The sequence below is a fragment of the Streptomyces sp. NBRC 110035 genome, assembly GCF_000829695.1.
In the GTDB taxonomy this organism is placed as follows: Bacteria; Actinomycetota; Actinomycetes; order Streptomycetales; family Streptomycetaceae; genus Streptomyces.
Genome location: NZ_BBNN01000034.1, coordinates 1 through 17,794 on the forward strand (window position 1 = coordinate 1; position 17,794 = coordinate 17,794).

General features: G+C 72.3%; 13 protein-coding genes, 2 rRNA genes and 1 pseudogene. 10 read left to right on the forward strand and 6 right to left on the reverse strand.

Features of this window, described 5'->3' with window-relative positions; genetic code table 11:
- A 23S ribosomal RNA gene (locus TU30_RS23185) occupies positions 1 to 388 on the forward strand; the annotation flags it as partial.
- 99 nt (positions 389 to 487) lie between these two features.
- A 5S ribosomal RNA gene (gene rrf, locus TU30_RS23190) occupies positions 488 to 604 on the forward strand.
- 92 nt (positions 605 to 696) lie between these two features.
- On the opposite strand, the gene TU30_RS23195 is transcribed toward rrf, so the two are convergent.
- Genes TU30_RS23195 through TU30_RS23215 form a run of 5 tightly spaced genes read right to left on the reverse strand, consistent with a single transcriptional unit; the run spans position 697 to position 6,289 of the window.
- Positions 697 to 2,007, reverse strand: a complete 1,311-nt coding sequence (locus tag TU30_RS23195; RefSeq protein WP_042173148.1) for a DUF58 domain-containing protein — start codon at positions 2,005 to 2,007, stop codon at positions 697 to 699.
- The gene (locus tag TU30_RS23200) at positions 2,007 to 2,996 is read right to left on the reverse strand and encodes an AAA family ATPase (RefSeq protein WP_370626697.1); all 990 of its coding nucleotides are present in this window, start codon (positions 2,994 to 2,996) and stop codon (positions 2,007 to 2,009) included. The genes TU30_RS23195 and TU30_RS23200 overlap by 1 nt, the downstream gene beginning before the upstream one ends.
- On the reverse strand, positions 2,996 to 4,192 hold the full coding sequence (locus TU30_RS23205) for a DUF4350 domain-containing protein (protein ID WP_042173152.1): 1,197 nt from the start codon (positions 4,190 to 4,192) through the stop codon (positions 2,996 to 2,998). The genes TU30_RS23200 and TU30_RS23205 overlap by 1 nt, the downstream gene beginning before the upstream one ends.
- Positions 4,189 to 4,965 carry a DUF4129 domain-containing protein gene (locus TU30_RS23210; protein WP_199816887.1) on the reverse strand — a complete coding sequence of 259 codons (777 nt, stop codon included), beginning with the start codon at positions 4,963 to 4,965 and terminating at the stop codon, positions 4,189 to 4,191. The genes TU30_RS23205 and TU30_RS23210 overlap by 4 nt, the downstream gene beginning before the upstream one ends.
- A 4-nt stretch (positions 4,966 to 4,969) precedes the next feature.
- Positions 4,970 to 6,289, reverse strand: coding sequence for a membrane protein (locus TU30_RS23215; RefSeq protein WP_042173155.1), 1,320 nt, complete (start codon positions 6,287 to 6,289; stop codon positions 4,970 to 4,972).
- A 138-nt stretch (positions 6,290 to 6,427) separates the two neighbouring features.
- Between TU30_RS23215 and mtnA the strand changes: the two genes are divergently transcribed.
- The 7 genes from mtnA (at position 6,428) to TU30_RS23250 (ending at position 15,345) form a co-directional block, all read left to right on the forward strand.
- Positions 6,428 to 7,576: an S-methyl-5-thioribose-1-phosphate isomerase gene (gene mtnA / locus TU30_RS23220; protein ID WP_042173157.1), complete on the forward strand. Its 1,149-nt coding sequence runs from the start codon at positions 6,428 to 6,430 to the stop codon at positions 7,574 to 7,576.
- A 4-nt stretch (positions 7,577 to 7,580) separates the two neighbouring features.
- Positions 7,581 to 8,270: a two-component system response regulator MtrA gene (gene mtrA / locus TU30_RS23225; protein WP_193478414.1), complete on the forward strand. Its 690-nt coding sequence runs from the start codon at positions 7,581 to 7,583 to the stop codon at positions 8,268 to 8,270.
- A gap of 1 nt (position 8,271) precedes the next feature.
- Positions 8,272 to 10,458 (forward strand): MtrAB system histidine kinase MtrB, encoded by a 2,187-nt coding sequence (gene mtrB / locus TU30_RS23230; protein ID WP_042173161.1) that lies wholly within the window; start codon positions 8,272 to 8,274, stop codon positions 10,456 to 10,458.
- Positions 10,448 to 12,304 carry an LpqB family beta-propeller domain-containing protein gene (locus tag TU30_RS23235; RefSeq protein WP_042173163.1) on the forward strand — a complete coding sequence of 619 codons (1,857 nt, stop codon included), beginning with the start codon at positions 10,448 to 10,450 and terminating at the stop codon, positions 12,302 to 12,304. The genes mtrB and TU30_RS23235 overlap by 11 nt, the downstream gene beginning before the upstream one ends.
- Positions 12,305 to 12,427: 123 nt before the next feature.
- On the forward strand, positions 12,428 to 13,351 hold the full coding sequence (locus tag TU30_RS23240) for a ComF family protein (protein ID WP_042173165.1): 924 nt from the start codon (positions 12,428 to 12,430) through the stop codon (positions 13,349 to 13,351).
- A 311-nt stretch (positions 13,352 to 13,662) separates the two neighbouring features.
- The gene (gene hpf / locus TU30_RS23245; protein ID WP_042173167.1) at positions 13,663 to 14,355 is read left to right on the forward strand and encodes a ribosome hibernation-promoting factor, HPF/YfiA family; all 693 of its coding nucleotides are present in this window, start codon (positions 13,663 to 13,665) and stop codon (positions 14,353 to 14,355) included.
- Between the two features lie 207 nt (positions 14,356 to 14,562).
- Positions 14,563 to 15,345, forward strand: coding sequence for a response regulator transcription factor (locus tag TU30_RS23250; RefSeq protein WP_042173169.1), 783 nt, complete (start codon positions 14,563 to 14,565; stop codon positions 15,343 to 15,345).
- Between the two features lie 6 nt (positions 15,346 to 15,351).
- On the opposite strand, the gene TU30_RS23255 is transcribed toward TU30_RS23250, so the two are convergent.
- A complete protein-coding gene (locus TU30_RS23255) occupies positions 15,352 to 16,539 on the reverse strand; it encodes a winged helix-turn-helix domain-containing protein (protein WP_042173170.1) in 1,188 nt (395 codons plus the stop codon).
- Between the two features lie 245 nt (positions 16,540 to 16,784).
- On the opposite strand from TU30_RS23255, the pseudogene TU30_RS23260 reads away from it, so the two are divergent.
- Positions 16,785 to 17,702, forward strand: a pseudogene (locus TU30_RS23260) (IS110 family transposase); the annotation flags it as partial.
- Between the last annotated feature and the right edge of the window lie 92 nt (positions 17,703 to 17,794).

Consider the following 17,794-nt stretch of genomic DNA (forward strand, 5'->3'; position numbering starts at 1 on the left):
GTCGCATCCTGGGGCTGGAGTCGGTCCCAAGGGTTGGGCTGTTCGCCCATTAAAGCGGTACGCGAGCTGGGTTTAGAACGTCGTGAGACAGTTCGGTCCCTATCCGCTGTGCGCGTAGGAGTCTTGAGAAGGGCTGTCCCTAGTACGAGAGGACCGGGACGGACGAACCTCTGGTGTGCCAGTTGTCCTGCCAAGGGCATGGCTGGTTGGCTACGTTCGGGAGGGATAACCGCTGAAAGCATCTAAGCGGGAAGCCTGCTTCGAGATGAGGACTCCCACCTCCATGAGAGGGTAAGGCTCCCAGTAGACGACTGGGTTGATAGGCCGGATATGGAAGCACGGTAACGTGTGGAGTTGACCGGTACTAATAGGCCGAGGGCTTGTCCTCAGTTGCTCGCGTCCACTGTGTTGGTTCTGAAACCACGAACGACCCCGTGTTCCGCCGTTTTTTCGGCGGGGTGCGGTGCGGTTGTCTGTTTCATAGTGTTTCGGTGGTCATGGCGTAGGGGAAACGCCCGGTTACATTCCGAACCCGGAAGCTAAGCCTTACAGCGCCGATGGTACTGCAGGGGGGACCCTGTGGGAGAGTAGGATGCCGCCGAACAATTTTTGAGGGAAAGCCCCGTGCCATTCGGCACGGGGCTTTCTGCGTTTATTGGGGGCCTTGGGGCTGTGCGGCCCCCTCCCTCTCTCCTCTCAGAGGCGTCCCGCTGCCTTCAAGGCGAGGTAGGCGTCTGCCAGGGCCGGTGCCAGGCCGTCCGGGGTTGCTTCGACGACTGTGACGCCGTGGCGGCGGAGTTGTTCCGCAGTGCGGTCGCGTTCCGTCTGAGCCTGGGCTGCTGCCGCGGCCTCGTACACGGCGTCGGTGTTTCCACGGGCGTTGGACATCCGTGCCAGGTGCGGGTCGGCGACCGAGGCGAGCAGGACCGTGTGGCGCTGGGTGAGCTGGGCCAGCACGGGGAGCAGACCCTCCTCTATGGGGGCCGCGTCGAGTGTCGTGAAAAGGACGATCAGGGAGCGGCGAGGGGCTGTGCGCAGGGCTGTGGCCGTGAGGCTTCGCGCATCGGTTTCGACGAGCTCCGGTTCGAGGACAGCCATGACGTTGACCAGGGAAGGGAGGACGTCGCCTGCCGAACGGCCCTGGACGAGGGCGCGGAGGCGGCGGTCGTGGGCGAGGAGGTCGACGCGGTCGCCGGCCCGGGAGGCGAGGGCCGCGAGGAGCAGGGCCGCGTCCATGGAGGCGTCCAGGCGGGGAACGTCGCCGACCCGGCCCGCGGAGGTGCGGCCGGTGTCGAGGACCAACAGGATGTGCCGGTCGCGTTCGGGGCGCCAGGTGCGTACCGCCACGGCGGACTGCCGGGCCGTGGCACGCCAGTCGATGGAGCGGGTGTCGTCGCCGGGGACGTACGCGCGCAGGCTGTCGAACTCCGTGCCCTCGCCGCGGGTGAGGACGCTGGTGCGGCCGTCCAGCTCGCGCAGCCGGGCCAGTTTGGAGGGCAGGTGTTTGCGGCTGGTGAACGGCGGCAGCACACGGACCGTCCAAGGGACGTCGTGGGTGCCCTGGCGGGCGAGGAGACCGAGCGGGCCGTAGGACCGGACGGTGACACGGTCGGCCCGGCGGTCGCCGCGGCGGGTGGGGCGCAGCCGGGTGGTGACGCGCCGGCGTTCACCCGCGGGGACCGTGAGGCGGTGCCGGGAGGCTGCCACCTCGGTGCCGGGCTGCCAGCTGCTGGGGGGCCAGGCGTCACGGATACGGGCCCGGAGCGGTCGGCCGGACGTGTTGGTGACCGTCAGGGTGACGTCGGCGCTGTCGCCCAGGCGTACGGAGGTGTCCCCGGAGCGGCTGAGGCCGAGCCGGCGTACGGGGGCGGCCAGGGCGAAGTCGCAGGCACAGGCCACCGCCAGGGGGGCGTTGACGGCGAGCAGGCCCGCCCAGCCCGGTTCCCAGAGACCGACGGGGAGAGAGCCGAGAGCCGCCAGGAGAGCGGCGCGTCCGGTGAGGGCCATCAGCGGGGAACGGGGACGTGGGCGAGGATCGCGTTGATGACCGAGTCGGTCGTGACGCCTTCCATCTCGGCCTCCGGGCGCAGCTGTACGCGGTGGCGGAGGGTGGGCAGGGCGAGGGCCTTGACGTCGTCGGGGATGACGTAGTCGCGTCCGGTCAGCCAGGCCCAGGCGCGGGCGGTGGACAGGAGGGCGGTGGCTCCTCGGGGGGAGACGCCGAGGGCGAGGGACGGCGATTCGCGCGTGGCGCGGCAGATGTCGACGACGTAGGCGGTGATCTCGGGGGACACCGTCGTCTTCGCCACCGCGGTGCGGGCGGTTTCCAGATCGGCTGCGGTGGCGACGGGGCGTACGCCGGCGGCGCGCAGGTCGTGGGGGTTGAAGCCCTCGGTGTGGCGGGTGAGGACGTCGATCTCGTCCTGGCGCGAGGGCAGCGGGATCGTGAGTTTGAGGAGGAAGCGGTCGAGCTGCGCCTCGGGGAGGGGGTAGGTGCCCTCGTACTCCACGGGGTTCTGGGTGGCGGCGACCAGGAAGGGGTCGGGGAGGGGGCGGGCGGTGCCGTCGACGGTGACCTGGCGCTCCTCCATGGCCTCCAGCAGGGAGGCCTGGGTTTTCGGGGGCGTGCGGTTGATCTCGTCCGCGAGGAGGAGGTTGGTGAAGACCGGGCCGGGCTGGAAGGAGAACTCGGAGGTGCGGGCGTCGTAGACCAGGGAGCCGGTGACGTCGCTCGGCATCAGGTCGGGGGTGAACTGGACGCGCTTGGTGTCGAGGTCGAGGGCCGCGGCGAGGGTGCGGACGAGCAGGGTCTTGGCGACACCGGGAACACCTTCGAGGAGGACGTGTCCGCGGCACAGCAGGGCGACGGCGAGGCCGGTGACAGCGGGGTCCTGGCCGACCACGGCTTTGGCGATCTCGGCGCGCAGGGCTTCCAGGGAGGCACGGGCGGCGGCCGGACCCCCGGTGTGCGCGGCGTTGTCAGTGGTCGGGTCCATCATGGACGGCGTACCTCTCTTTCGAGGGCGTCGAGTCGGGCGGCGAGGGTGGTCAGGGCTGCGTCGTCGCCGGGTGGTGGGCCGAACAGGAGATCGTGCAGGGCCTGCCCGTCGCCGTGGAGGCGGGTGGACAGGGAGGGAAGCAGGGTCTCGGGCGTGTGGGCCCGGGACACGGGGACGCCTGCGAGAGGGGCGAGGCGCGTGCGGGTGGTGGAGCGCAGAGCGGTGGCCGCGCGGTCGCGGGCGTTCGCCTTGCGGTAGAGGCGGGCGCGGCCTTCGACGGTTTCGGAGGCGCGGATCGCGACGGGGAGTCTTTCGGGGACGAGCGGGCCGAGCCGGCGCGCCCGCCACAGGGCGGCCAGGGCCGCCGCGACGAAGAGCTGCGCGGTGCCCCAGAGCCAGCCGGAGGGGAGCAGGTCGAAGAAGCTGCGTCGGCCCTCTTCCGAGGCGGCGGAGGCGTCGGCGAGGGAGGGGAGGTACCAGACGAGATGCGGGCGCGAGCCGAGGAGCTGGAGGGCGAGCGAGGCGTTGCCGTGCTCGTCGAGGCGGTCGTTGAGAAGGACGTCGGGGGCGCCGAGGAGGACGGTGTCGCCGCCCCCGGTGGCTGCCGGGATGCGCAGCAGGGTGGCCAGGCGCTCGCTGGGGTAGCACTCGTCTGCGTCGAGATGGGCGGTGGTGTAGCGCAGGCCGCCCGTGTCGGCGGAGCCCGCGCGGACGGCGGCGGGCAGGTCGCAGACCGGGTCGAGGGTCGAGCCGAAGCTGGTGGCCGGGTCGGCGATGACGCCCGGGGCCAGCCGGTCGACGGACGTGCTGCCGGCGGAGACCAGGACGGTGCGGCCGCCGGAGTCGGCGAACCCGGAGTGCAGCCGCGACTGCTGGCGGTGCGTCAGGAGGTCGGGGACGGCCACCAGGAGGGTCGTGTCGGGTTTCGCGGCGGCGGACGCCTCTTCCAGGGTGGTGACGACGCGCGTGTCCACGCCGCGGTCGGCGAGGAGTTCGGCGACCGCGCGGCTGCCGTAGCGGTCGGCGGAGCGCGGGTCGAGTTCGCCGTGGCGGGCGTCGGAGCGGACCACGGCGATGACGACGGCTGCCACGGCCAGCAGCGCGAGTGCGAGGACGACGCCTCGCGCGCGGGTCCACACCTGGCGGGCGGTGGGCGAGGCCGAGGTGGGAGGGAGCGGGACCTCGGTCGTCATCCGGCGGCTCCCTGACGGGCGTTGCCGCCCGTGTCGCTGTGGTTGTGGCTGCCGGCGGAGGCGCTCGCGAGCCGGGGCCTGGCCCGTTCCAGGTCGCGGTCGAGTTCGGTGAGCCGGCGGTACGCCTCCTCCGTCGCGGTGCGGCCGCCGTAGGTCACGTCGTCGAAGTTTTGGGCCGCGGTGTGCAGCCGGCCGGTGTGGGCGGGCAGGGCGCGGCCGGCCTCCGCGGCGGCCTCGTCGGCGGTGCGGCCGGGGCGGAGGTCGAGCAGGGCGCGTTCCTCCAGGGCGCGGACGAGGGCGCGCATGCGTTCCTGGACGGCCTGGTTCCAGTGGCCCTGGGCGGCGTGTGCCTCGGCGGCCGCGCGGTGTTCGGCGGAGCTGCGGGGGCGGTCGTCGAACAGGACGGGCGCGGAGGTCGGCCGGCGGCGTGGGGTGCCCAGGCGCCACCACAGGGCGCCCAGGACGGCAAGCACGGCGACGACGATGACGATCAGCCCGAGCGTGCCGCCGGGCGCGGCGGTGGAGGCGGCGTCGAACAGCTTGCCGACCCGTTCCCAGAAGGCGTCCAGGGCCCGCTGGAACCAGCTGGGGTCGTTCTCGTGGTACATCTGCTTGGACAGTTCGCGCCGGGCCGCCTCCCGCGCGGGGTCGCGCGGGAGGGTGACGGGCGGTTCGCCGTCACCGCGCGGCAGTGCCAGGACGGCGCTGCCGGCGGCTTCGGGCAGTGTCGGCGCCGACGTGAGCACGGTGAGCACTCCCCCCGCGGTGTGCACCCTGTCAGCTCCCCGGGACGGTGCCGGGCCCGTAGCCCTGGACGCCGGCGGCGCGGCCCAGTTCGAGGTCGAGGGCCTCGCGGCGGATGCGCTGGTCGATGTAGAGGAGCACGGTGACGCCGGCCGTGATCGGGTACGTGATCATCGCGCCGATGACCGCGCCGATTCCGGTGATGATGAGGAACGTCCAGCCGATGTCGCCGCCGGCGCTGTTGAGGAAGCCGGTGACGCCGTCGCCGGTGAAGGCCGCGGCGATGAAGGTGAAGGGGATGATGATGATCGACGCGACGACGTTCGCGATGATCGTCGCGAGCAGCTGGATGCCGAAGATCCGCCACCAGGAGCCGCGCACCAGCTTCGCGGACCGGCTCAGCGCCTTGAGGACGCCCTGCTTCTCCAGCATCAGCGTGGGCGAGGCCAGCGAGTAGCGGATCATCAGCCACAGGGCGACGAGGCCGGCGCCGATGATGCCCAGGACGGTGAGTGCCACCGCGCCTCCACCGCCGACCGCGGCGGTCATGACGAAGCCGGGTACCGCGCCCACCGTGATGACGAGCACGGTGATCAGCAGCAGGCAGATCAGGCCGAACAGCCTCAGGATCTGGGGGCGGGCGTCGCGCCAGGCCTCGGCGGCGGTGACCGAGGTGCCGAGCACGGCGCGGCTGGTGACGGTGGTGAGCAGGGCGGTGGCGGCGACGGTGCCGATCAGGGTGACCATGAAGATCACCCCGCTGTTGAGCAGGGAGTCCCCCATGGCGGCGGTCAGTTCGTCGAGGGTCGCGCCCGGATCGCTGAGGGCCGCGGCGCTGGAGCTGTCCAGGAAGAACCCCTGGACGAGGACTGCGACGACCTCGGTGAGGACGGCGACGGTCAGCGCGATGCCGAGGACGGTGCGCCAGTGGGTGCGCATGGTGGAGACCGCGCCGTCGAGGATCTCGCCCACCCCGAGCGGGCGGAGCGGGATCACACCGGGCTTGGCCGCGGGCGGGGGACCGCCCCAGCCTCCTCCCCAGGAGCCGTGACCGCCGTAGCCGCCAGGGCCTGCGTACCCGCCGCCGTGGCCACCGGGTCCGTGAGGGCCGGGCCCGGCCGGCGGCGGGGCGCCCCAGCCCGGCGGGGGCGCCTGGCCGGGGTCCGGGGTGCCGGGCCGGCCGGTGGGCGCGGACCACTGGCTCGGCGGCTGCTCCTTCGACCAGCCCGGACCCTGCGGGGCGGGCTGCTCGGGGTTCGGGCGGTCTGCGGGCGCGGCAGGTCCGGACGCATCCGGTCCCTGCCCTTCGGACGGGGCGGATCCGGGCGAAGCCCAGCCCGGAGTGTCGTTCATCGTCGCTCCTTCACGGTGCCCGTCCGCGGTCGCGGCGGCAGGTTCGCTGCCATCGTGCCATGGGGCGGTCGGCGACGGACCGGCCGAGGTGAGGGCTGCGCCTTCAATTGTCCGCGCTCCAGGGGGCAGACTGGCGGCATGGCTGATCAGTACGCACACAGCGGCGACCACAAGCGGCCGACCGAGATCCCGGTGATCCGCTGGGAGGAGCCACCGGAGGGGCCCGTTCTGGTGCTCCTGGACCAGACCAGACTGCCGGCCGAGGAGGTCGAACTCGTCTGCACGGACGCCTCCGCGCTCGTGGAGGCGATCAGCTCGCTCGCCGTACGCGGTGCGCCACTGCTGGGCATCGCGGGGGCGTACGGCGTCGCCCTCGCCGCCGCACGGGGCTTCGAGGTGGGCGACGCCGCGGCCGCGCTGGAGGGCGCCCGGCCCACCGCGGTGAACCTCGGCGTGGGGGTGCGCCGGGCCCTGGACGCCCACCAGGGCGTCCTCGCCCGCGGCGGTGATCTCCAGGAGGCGGCCGGGGCGGCGCTGGCCGCGGCGCGGCAGCTGCACCGGGAGGACGCCGAGGCCAGCGCCCGGATGGCCGGGCACGGCCTGGCGCTGCTGGACGAGCTGATGCCCGGCGGCGGGCACCGGATCCTCACCCACTGCAACACCGGTTCGCTGGTGTCGGGCGGAGAGGGCACGGCGTTCGCGGTGGCGCTGGCGGCGCACCGGGCGGGCCGGCTCAGGCGGCTGTGGGTGGACGAAACGCGTCCGTTGCTGCAAGGTGCTCGCCTGACGGCATACGAGGCGGCCCGTAGCGGCATGGCGTACACGCTGCTCACCGACAGTGCGGCGGGATCGCTGTTCGCGGCGGGCGAGGTGGACGCGGTACTGGTGGGGGCGGACCGCATCGCGGCCGACGGCTCGGTGGCGAACAAGGTGGGGAGCTATCCGCTCGCGGTGCTCGCGCGGTACCACCATGTGCCGTTCATAGTGGTGGCACCGGTGACGACGGTCGATCCCCGGACACCGGACGGGGCGTCCATCGAGGTCGAGCAGCGCCCCGGGCATGAAGTGACCGAGGTCACGGCACCGCAGGTGCCGGTGGCCGGAACCGAAGCGGGAGGCGGGATTCTTGTGGCACCCCTGGGGACCCAGGCGTACAACCCGGCGTTCGACGTGACACCACCAGAGCTGGTCACGGCGATCGTCACGGAGGAAGGTGCCGTCTCACCCGTGACGGCAGAGGCCCTGGCCGAGCTGTGTGCCAGGTCACGCCAGGTCACGAATAGCTAATGGGATGATGTCGTTTATGAAGGGACGAGTCCTTGTCGTCGACGACGACACCGCACTGGCCGAGATGCTCGGCATTGTGCTGCGTGGTGAAGGTTTTGAGCCGTCTTTCGTAGCCGACGGCGACAAGGCGCTGGCCGCTTTCCGTGAGGCCAAGCCCGATCTGGTGCTGCTGGATCTGATGCTGCCCGGCCGGGACGGCATCGAGGTGTGCCGCCTGATCAGGGCGGAGTCCGGGGTGCCGATCGTGATGCTCACGGCGAAGAGCGACACCGTCGACGTCGTGGTGGGCCTGGAGTCCGGCGCCGACGACTACATCGTCAAGCCGTTCAAGCCGAAGGAGCTGGTCGCCCGGATCCGGGCGCGGCTGCGCAGGTCGGAGGAGCCCGCGCCGGAACAGCTCGCCATCGGCGACCTGGTGATCGACGTGGCCGGGCACTCCGTGAAGCGGGAGGGGCAGTCGATCGCGCTGACCCCGCTGGAGTTCGACCTGCTGGTCGCGCTGGCCCGCAAGCCGTGGCAGGTGTTCACCCGGGAGGTGCTCCTCGAGCAGGTCTGGGGGTACCGCCACGCGGCCGACACCCGGCTGGTGAACGTCCATGTCCAGCGGCTGCGCTCCAAGGTCGAGAAGGACCCGGAGAAGCCGGAGATCGTGGTGACCGTCCGTGGAGTCGGCTACAAGGCAGGGCCGAGCTGACATGTCCGGTGACAGTGCCGCTTCGGGCTCCGGCCGGTCCGGGGACCGACCGGAGCGGTCTGTCGGCCGGACGTCCGAGGGCCGCACCCCGAGGCGTTCCCGCTGGGGGCGCCTCCCGGCGGGCGGGCTGCTGCAGGGCGGAGTCCAGGGCAGCCCGGTCATCCGCCTGTTCGTGCGCTGGGTGCGCCGGCCGCTGCTGCCCGTCATGCGGCTGTGGCGGCGCAACATCCAGCTCAAGGTCGTCGTCACCACTCTGCTGATGTCGCTGGGCGTGGTCCTGCTGCTGGGCTTCGTCGTCATCGGCCAGGTGCGCAACGGCCTGCTGGACGCCAAGGTGAAGGCGTCCCAGAGCCAGGCCACCGGCGGGTTCGCGGTGGCCAAGCAGCGGGCCGACGAGGCCGCGAGCGGCACCGGGGAGGATCCGTCCGCGGTGGACGGGTCCTCGCAGAGCGTCATCCAGTGGATGAGCGACCTCGTGGAGTCGCTCTCCAGCGGCGGTCAGGGCGCCTTCGACGTGGTCACCCTGCCCATGGGCGACGAGAGCGGCGGCGGGCGCGGGCCGCGCGCCTCCGGGCACGTCGACCCGGCCCAGAGCGTGCCCGGCGACCTGCGGGACCGGATCGACACCAGCACGGGGGCGACACAGCGGTACACGCGGATCGTCTACAGCGACGGCGCGGACTCCCAGCCCGGTCTGGTCATCGGCAAGCAGGTCAACGACCCCAACGGCGATCCGTACCAGCTGTACTACCTCTTCCCGCTGTCGCAGGAGGAGAAGTCGCTGAGCCTGGTCAAGGGCACGCTGGCGACCGCCGGTCTGTTCGTCGTCGTCCTCCTCGGGGCGATCGCCTGGCTCGTGGTGCGGCAGGTCGTGACGCCGGTGCGGATGGCGGCCGGGATCGCCGAGCGGCTGTCCGCCGGGCGGCTCCAGGAACGGATGAAGGTCACCGGCGAGGACGACATCGCGCGGCTCGGCGAGGCCTTCAACAAGATGGCGCAGAACCTCCAGCTGAAGATCAACCAGCTCGAGGACCTGTCACGGATGCAGCGCCGGTTCGTGTCGGACGTCTCCCACGAGCTGCGGACACCGCTGACGACCGTACGGATGGCGGCGGACGTCATCCACGAGGCGCGTGAGGACTTCGACCCGGTGACCGCGCGGTCGGCCGAGCTGCTCGCCGACCAGATCGACCGGTTCGAGTCGCTGCTCTCGGACCTGCTGGAGATCAGCCGCTTCGACGCGGGCGCGGCGGCCCTGGAAGCGGAGCCGGTCGACCTGCGGGTCGTCGTACGGCGTGTGGTCGGCGGGGCCGAGCCGCTCGCCGAGCGCAAGGGCACACGGATCAAGGTGGTCGGCGACCAGCAGCCCGTCGTCGCCGAGGCCGACGCCCGGCGGGTGGAGCGTGTCCTGCGCAACCTCGTCGTCAACGCGGTGGAGCACGGCGACGGCAAGGACGTCGTCGTCAAGCTCGCCGCAGCGGGCGGGGCGGTCGCCCTCGCCGTGCGGGACTACGGCGTCGGGCTCAAGCCCGGTGAGGCGACCCGGGTCTTCAGCCGCTTCTGGCGGGCGGACCCGGCACGCGCGCGGACCACCGGCGGCACCGGGCTGGGGCTGTCCATCGCGCTGGAGGACGCGCGGCTGCACGGCGGCTGGCTCCAGGCCTGGGGGGAGCCGGGCGGCGGCTCGCAGTTCCGGCTGACGCTGCCCCGGACGGCGGACGAGCCGCTGCGGGGCTCCCCGATACCGTTGGAGCCCCGGGACTCGCGCCGCAACCGCGGACTCGACGCCGCCGGTCTGCCGCACGGCGGCGGGGACGGCGAGAAACGGGCCACCCTGCCCGCGCCGCCCGCGGACACCGAGGGCTCTGCCCGCGCGGCCCGCGATCCGCTCGCCCCGCTGTCGGCCGCCGTGACACCCACGGCCGATCCGACGGCACTGCCCGGCAACGGCGCACGCGTGGTGTCGCGGCCGGCAGCCGGCGCGCCGCGCCGGGAGGAGCCGGCGGGACCGGCCGCGGGAGACGCGGAGCCTGCCGCCGGGGGCACCGACGCCGCCGCGGATGACGACGCCGGTGACGTGGACGAACTGGATGACGTGGACGAACTGGACGGCCTGGACGATGCGGACGGTCCGGAAGGGCACGACGGCCTCGGAGGCAGGCAGGGGGAGGCTTCACGTGGGCGGTGAGCGCGCAGGGCGCGGCCGAGGGGCGCCGGCACGGATGATCGCGTACGCCACCAGCGGTGCCGTACTGCTGGCGGGGTGCGCCTCGATGCCCGACAGCGGGGATCTGCGGGGCGTGGAGTCCACGCCCCGGCAGGACGCGCAGGTGAGGGTGTTCGCGATGCCGCCGAGCGAGGACGCGTCGCCCGCACAGATCGTGCAGGGTTTCCTGGAGGCGCTGACCAGCGACGACGCGGACTACAAGACCGCGCGTCAGTATCTGACCACCGAGGCGGCCCGGGCCTGGAAGCCCGAGCTGTCCACCACGGTACTGGCGGACGGGCCGGGTGCGCAGGCCGACCGGCCTGGCCGGGAGGACACCGGCGCGGTCTCCTTCACGCTGACCGGCGAGAAGGTCGCCACCGTGGACGCGCAGCAGGCGTACGCGTCCGCCACCGGGCCGTACGGCAAGCTCGTGCATCTCACACGGGACGCGAAGAGCGGGCAGTGGCGCATCGACGGGGTCCCGCAGGGCGTCGTCATGGGAAAGTCGGACTTCCAGCGCAACTACATGTCCGTCAGCAAGTACTACTTCGCCTCCACCACCTCGAGGGCCGCCGCGGACGGACCACCGATGGCGGTCGCCGACCCGGTGTACGTCCGCAGCCATGTGGAGCCCACCACCCAGATGGTGCGTTCGCTGCTGGGCGGTCCCACGGCCTGGCTCGACCCGGTCGTCAGGTCGAGCTTCCCCGCGGGCGCGGCACTGCACGAGGACGCCGGGCCGCTGGCGGCGGACGACCACGGCAAGCTGACCGTGCCGCTCAACGACAAGGCGGCCGGAGCCGGTACCGGGCTGTGCAAGGAGATGGCCGCCCAGCTGCTGTTCACGCTGCGCGATCTCAGCCCCGCCGTGGACGAGGTCGAACTGCGGGCCGAGGGGAAACAGCTGTGCTCGCTGCCCCAGGAGGCGACCGAGACCGTGGCCGACCGGGGCTCGCTGGACAGTCCCGACTACCTGTACTTCCTCGACGAGGAGCACCGGCTGGTGCGGATCCCCGCCGGCGGCACCGCCACCCAGCCGGACCCGGTGCCCGGCGCGCTCGGCGAGGGCGAGACCTCGTTGCGGTCGGTGGCCGTCTCGCGGGACGAACGCACGGCGGCCGGGGTCACGCTCGACGGGCAGTCGCTGTACGTCGGCTCGATCGTGCCGGGCGGTTCGCTCGGGGAGCCCGTGCTGAGCAGCCGGGGCGAGTCCGAGGACGACCGGCTGACCGCGCCCAGCTGGGACGCGCAGGGCGGTCTGTGGGTGGCCGACCGCGACCCCGCCGATCCGGGGCTGTTCCTGCTCGAGGAGGGTGGGGGCGAGCCGCTGGAGGTGCGCACTCCAGGCCTGGACGGGCGCATCCAGTCGGTCCGGGTGGCGGCCGACGGGGTCAGGATCGCGCTCGTCGTGGCCGAGGGCGACCGGCGCTCCCTGATGATCGGACGGATCGAGCGGAGCGGGACGGAGGGGCCGGCCGGACCGGCCGAGAAGACAGGCGCGCGGCCCGCTGTCACCGTGCTGCAACCGAGGCCTGCGACGCCCGAGCTGGAGCAGGTCACCGCCATGTCGTGGACCGGCGACAGCCGGCTCGTCGTGGTCGGACGCGAGGAAGGCGGGGTGGAGCAGATGCGGTACGTCGAGGTCGACGGCTCCCTGCCGGAGGTCTCGCAGCCCGCAGCCCTGACGGGAGTCGAGGCGGTCGCCGGATCCGCCGACGAAGAGGTGCCGCTGGTGGCCCACTCGGTGGACGGGATCGTCCGGCTGCCGTCGGGGGCCCAGTGGCAGAAGGTGACGGAGGGGACCGCGCCGGTCTATCCGGGATGAGCGCTCGCCCGGCGGATGCCGGGCGGGGCTGAGGGGCCGCCGGCCGGGTGAAGGGTGTGCCGGCGGGCCGGGGAGTTTTCCACAGGGGTGGCCGGGCTCGGGGCGCCTTGGCACAGTGGGGCCGTGCGGGGCTGGTGGCAGGACCTCACCGACCTGGTGCTTCCGGCCGAGTGCGGCGGATGCGGCAGGCCTCGTACGGTGCTGTGCGACCGGTGCCGTACGGCGCTCGGCGGTGCCGCGCCCCGCCGGGTGCGGCCGGAGCCGGAGCCGGCCGGGCTGCCGGTGACGCACGCGGCCGCCCGGTACGCGGACGAGGTGCGCGCCACGCTGCTGGCCCACAAGGAACGGGGCGCCCTGGCCCTGTCCCGGCCGCTGGGCGAAGCCCTGGCGGGAGCCGTGCGCGGGGGACTGCGGGAGGCGGCGGTGGTGCGGCCGGGCTCCGGCCAGCCCGGGGGGCCGCTCCACGGCGACCGGGGCCCGGTGCTGCTGGTGCCCGTGCCGTCCGCGCGGCGGGCCGTGCGGGCCCGTGGCCACGACCCCGCCCTGCGGATCGCCCGGGCGGCGGCGGGTGCGCTGCGCCGGCAGGGGGTACCCGCCTCGGTGCTTCCCGCGTTGCGGCAGCGGCGGGGCGTGGCCGACCAGTCGGGTCTCGACGCCCGGGAGCGGCATGCCAACCTCGCCGGTGCGCTGGTGGTGGCGCCGGGCTGTGGCCGGCTGCTGCGCGAGGGGCAGGTCGTCCTCGTGGACGACCTGATGACCACCGGGGCGTCGCTGGCGGAGGCGGCGCGTGCGGTGCGGACCGCGCTGCGGGCGCAAGCGGATCCCGGGGCCGATTCGAGTATGTCGGCGCCCGCGTTCGTGTACAGAGGCGAGACCTGGGAACGGTGTGGAGAACAGCGAAACGGACCGGCTCACCAGAGGGCGGGCCGGAGGTCCGGCCGGTCGGTGGGCACAGTGGGCGCGCACGGGGCCGACCGGCCCATTGACGTGAAGTGCGCTGCGGTTGTTGCGGCTTCAGCGGATTCTTTCGAAATGAGCCGGAACTGAAGGGGAACGTGCATCGTTGCAGGTAGTGAGAGCGTAAATTCACCTGAACGGAGGTACGCGGTAGAAGAGGGTGACGACATCCGTCCGGGCGAGATATGTTCGGTTGTGAGGGAAAGCCGCAGGCCACACCTCTCGAATCCGAATGCCGTGCCACGGGTTTTTCGCAATCACCCGGGCCGGTGGACTGGGGATCTCGCTCCTGGGGGAGGAGGTGGAAGTCACCGAGTCCGAGGTTCCGGGGCCGACCGGAACCTGGTGCAAAAGGGAGACGCTCCGCACCGAGGCGGAGCGATCCGGGAACGGAGTTCTGCGTGGACATCGTCGTCAAGGGCCGCAAGACCGAGGTGCCCGAGCGGTTCCGGAAGCACGTGGCCGAGAAGCTGAAGCTGGAGAAGATCCAGAAGCTCGACGGCAAGGTGATCAGCCTCGACGTCGAGGTGTCCAAGGAGCCCAACCCCCGACAGGCCGACCGCAGTGACCGGGTGGAGATCACGCTCCACTCCCGCGGTCCGGTGATCCGGGCGGAGGCAGCGGCGAGCGACCCGTACGCGGCGCTCGACCTGGCAGCGGAGAAGCTGGACGCCCGACTGCGCAAGCAGCACGACAAGCGTTACTCACGGCGCGGCGCGCGCAGGATCTCGGCAGCGGAGGTGCCCGCCCACGTCCCCGACGCGGCGACACTCAACGGAACGGGGGCACTGTCCTCCCAGGAGAAGCAGGAAGCCGTCCCCACCAAGAAGATCAGCCCGCTGGAGGTGCAGGGCGAAGGGCCCCTCATCGTCCGCGAGAAGACCCACGTGGCCGCCCCCATGACCCTGGACCAGGCGCTCTACGAGATGGAACTGGTCGGGCACGACTTCTATCTGTTCGTCGACTCCGAGACCAAGGAGCCCAGTGTCGTCTACCGACGGCACGCCTACGACTACGGCGTGATCCACCTCAGCACGGACACCATGGTCACGCACCCGCATGCTCCCGAGGCGGGCGGGACGCTCGGCGGCTGACCGGGCCGGGTCACAGCTGGACCGGTGCCCCTGGTGCGTGCATGTGCGCCCCCAGGGGCACCGGTGTGCGACCACTTCGCACCCCGAGCTGTCACCCCCGTGCCGTCCGGGCATGGAATCATGGCGGCAACGGCCCAAACGGTGGGCCGTTGCCTTGGGTTGGCGATGGCTCAGGACCACAGGCCACAGCCTTCAGGGGGAGGAACGATGGCGGACAGCTTCGGACCGATGCATGGAAAGGACTCCGACGACGGCGACACCGGCAGGGGACCGGACACGCGCTCCAGGTACGGGGAACCGGCCGGCGAGTTGGCGAAGGAGCCGGAGCGGGAGCCGATCAGAGTCCTCGTGGTGGACGACCACGCGCTCTTCCGCCGCGGCCTGGAGATCGTGCTCGCGGCCGAGGAGGACATCCAGGTCGTCGGCGAGGCGGGGGACGGCGCGGAGGCCGTGGAGAAGGCCGCCGACCTGTTGCCGGACATCGTCCTGATGGATGTGCGGATGCCCCGGCGGGGCGGTATCGAGGCGTGCACCTCCATCAAGGAGGTCGCCCCCAGTGCGAAGATCATCATGCTGACGATCAGCGACGAGGAAGCGGATCTCTACGACGCCATCAAGGCGGGCGCGACCGGTTACCTCCTCAAGGAGATCTCCACGGACGAGGTGGCCACCGCCATCCGCGCGGTGGCCGACGGACAGTCGCAGATCAGCCCGTCCATGGCGTCGAAGCTGCTCACCGAGTTCAAGTCGATGATCCAGCGCACCGACGAGCGCCGGCTGGTGCCCGCGCCCCGGCTGACGGACCGTGAACTCGAAGTGCTCAAGCTCGTCGCCACGGGGATGAACAACCGGGACATCGCCAAGGAGTTGTTCATCTCCGAGAACACCGTGAAGAACCACGTGCGCAACATCCTGGAGAAGCTGCAGCTGCACTCCAGGATGGAAGCGGTGGTCTACGCGATGCGGGAGAAGATCCTCGAGATCCGCTGAGCGGAGTCAGGCGAGGGCGCGCGACAGTTCCCGGGTGAGTGGCTCGCGCAGCTCCGGCGGATCGACCCGCTCCACGCGGACGTCCGTGCAGTCCACCCAGCCCGCGGCCTCGACCAGGGCCTGCGCGACGGCCGGAACCGCCTTGGGGCCGTCCAGCGTGAGCTGCTTGGCCACCAGGGTGCGGCCCTCGCGGGCCGGGTCGACGCGGCCGACGAGCCGGCCACCGGCGAGCACGGGCATCGCGAAATAGCCGTGCACCCGCTTCTGCTTCGGAACGTAGGCCTCCAGGCGGTGGGTGAAGCCGAAGACCCGCTCGGTGCGCGCCCGCTCCCAGACCAGGGAGTCGAACGGGGACAGCAGCGTCGTACGGTGGCGTCCGCGCGGAGGCGTGGCGAGGGCCTCGGGATCGGCCCAGGCCGGCTTGGGCCAGCCCTCGACCGCGACCGGCACCAGACCCGAGTCGGCGATCACCGCGTCGACCTGATCGCCCTTGAGCCGGTGGTAGTCGGCGAGGTCCGCGCGGGTGCCCACGCCGAGGGACCTGCCGGCCAGGCGGACCAGGCGGCGCAGGCACTCGGCGTCGTCCAGCTCGTCGTGCAGCAGCGTGTGGGGGATCGCGCGCTCGGCGAGGTCGTAGACCCGCTTCCAGCCGCGGCGCTCGACGCACACCACCTCGCCGTACATTAGGGCCCGCTCGACGGCGACCTTGGCGCCGGACCAGTCCCACCACTCGCTGGTGCGCTTCGCGCCGCCCAGGTCGGTGGCCGTGAGCGGGCCCTGGGCACGGAGCTGCTCGACGACCCGGTCGTAGGCGCCGTCGGGGAGGTCGTGGTTCCAGTGCGGGCGGGCGCGGTAGGCGCGGCGGCGGAAGGCGAAGTGCGGCCACTCCTCGACCGGCAGCAGGCAGGCCGCGTGCGACCAGTACTCGAACGCGCGCGGCGGCTCGGACCCCGACTTCCAGTACGCGTCCTCGACCGTCGCCCGGCCGACGGCGCCGAGGCGGGCGTAGGGGATCAGCTCGTGGGAGCGGGCGAGGACCGAGATGGTGTCGAGCTGCACCGCGCCCAGGTGACGCAGGACCCCCCGGACACCGGAGCGGCGGTCGGGGGCGCCCAGGAAACCCTGGGCGCGCAGGGCGATGCGGCGGGCCTCGGCCGCCGAGAGGTCCGTGGACGGACGAGGGAGGGTCGTCATACGTCCGCACGATAGAGGGCGGCACCGACATTGATGCTGATACTCGGGTTCCGGTGGTCGTGACCCGGGCACTGACTGACGTCCTGCTGGGCTGTCTTCGCGTTGTTCTGTCCGGCCGCCGGGGCCTGTTCTCATGGCTCCGGCCGGGCGGAACATGACCTGAGGAGCTTGGTCAGAAGCCCCTTCAATGTCCTGTCTGCGCCACCCGGCCGGCGCCCACCTTCGGCTGGGAAGGCAGTATCAGCATGACATCAGCGGTCGCGGACGACACCACGGACCAGATCGTGTTCGGCGGGGCCGACTCCCACGCCGACACCGTCCACGTCGCGGTCATCAGCGACAACGGCGGCCGTCTCGCCGACGCCGAGTTCGCCACCACCGCCGCCGGATACGCGGCGGCCCTGGCTTTCCTGACCGCACACGGACGCGTCAGCGCGATCGGGGTGGAAGGCACCTCCTCCTACGGGGCGGGTTTCACCCGGACCGCTCGCACCCACGGACACCAGGTCGTCGAGGTCAACCGCCCCGACAGGGCCGAACGCCGCCGCACCGGCAAGTCCGACCCGATCGACGCCTACGCCGCCGCCCGCGCCGCCCTGTCCGGACGAGCCGACAGCGCTCCCAAGGACGACACGGTCCTTGGGATACGCGCCCTGCACAACGCCGCCCGCTCGGCGGTCAAGGCCCGCACCGCCGCGCTCAATCAGATCGGTCACGTCCTCATCACCGCCCCGGAGGCCGTCCGCGCGAAATACGGGCAGCTCAAGGGCACCGACCGGACCGAGGCCCTGGCCCGGCTGCGGCCGGCCGGCGACGCTCTTCACGTCGCGGTCCTCACCGCGCTGAGGAGTCTGGCCCGCCGCGTCAAAGAGCTCACCGCCGAGCACGAGGCGCTGACGAGGGCCCTGGATACCGAGGTCACCGCACACACCCCGGGCCTGCGGGCGGCCTACGGTGTCGGACCCGACACCGCCGCGCAGCTGCTGGTCACCGCGGGCGGCAATCCCGAACGGATGCGGAGCGAAGCGTCCTTCGCGGCCCTTTGCGGAGCCGCCCCGGTCCCCGCCTCCAGCGGCCGCACGAACCGTCATCGCCTGTCCCGGGGCGGCGACCGGGCGGCCAACGCCGCCCTCTACCGCATCGCCCTGGTCCGCATGTCCAGCGATCCCCGCACCCGCGACTATGTGGCACGGCAGACCGCCGCCGGCCGAACCAAGAAAGGAGATCATCCGGCTGCTGAAACGGGCCATCGCCC

Bases quoted from the DNA above. Each gene is read 5' to 3' on its own strand.
- TU30_RS23195 (WP_042173148.1), bottom strand. From the start codon at position 2,007: ATGGCCCTCACCGGACGCGCCGCTCTCCTGGCGGCTCTCGGCTCTCTC.
- TU30_RS23200 (WP_370626697.1), bottom strand. From the start codon at position 2,996: ATGGACCCGACCACTGACAACGCCGCGCACACCGGGGGTCCGGCCGCC.
- TU30_RS23205 (WP_042173152.1), bottom strand. From the start codon at position 4,192: ATGACGACCGAGGTCCCGCTCCCTCCCACCTCGGCCTCGCCCACCGCC.
- TU30_RS23215 (WP_042173155.1), bottom strand. From the start codon at position 6,289: ATGAACGACACTCCGGGCTGGGCTTCGCCCGGATCCGCCCCGTCCGAA.
- mtnA (WP_042173157.1), top strand. From the start codon at position 6,428: ATGGCTGATCAGTACGCACACAGCGGCGACCACAAGCGGCCGACCGAG.
- mtrA (WP_193478414.1), top strand. From the start codon at position 7,581: ATGATGTCGTTTATGAAGGGACGAGTCCTTGTCGTCGACGACGACACC.
- mtrB (WP_042173161.1), top strand. From the start codon at position 8,272: ATGTCCGGTGACAGTGCCGCTTCGGGCTCCGGCCGGTCCGGGGACCGA.
- TU30_RS23250 (WP_042173169.1), top strand. From the start codon at position 14,563: ATGGCGGACAGCTTCGGACCGATGCATGGAAAGGACTCCGACGACGGC.
- TU30_RS23255 (WP_042173170.1), bottom strand. From the start codon at position 16,539: ATGACGACCCTCCCTCGTCCGTCCACGGACCTCTCGGCGGCCGAGGCC.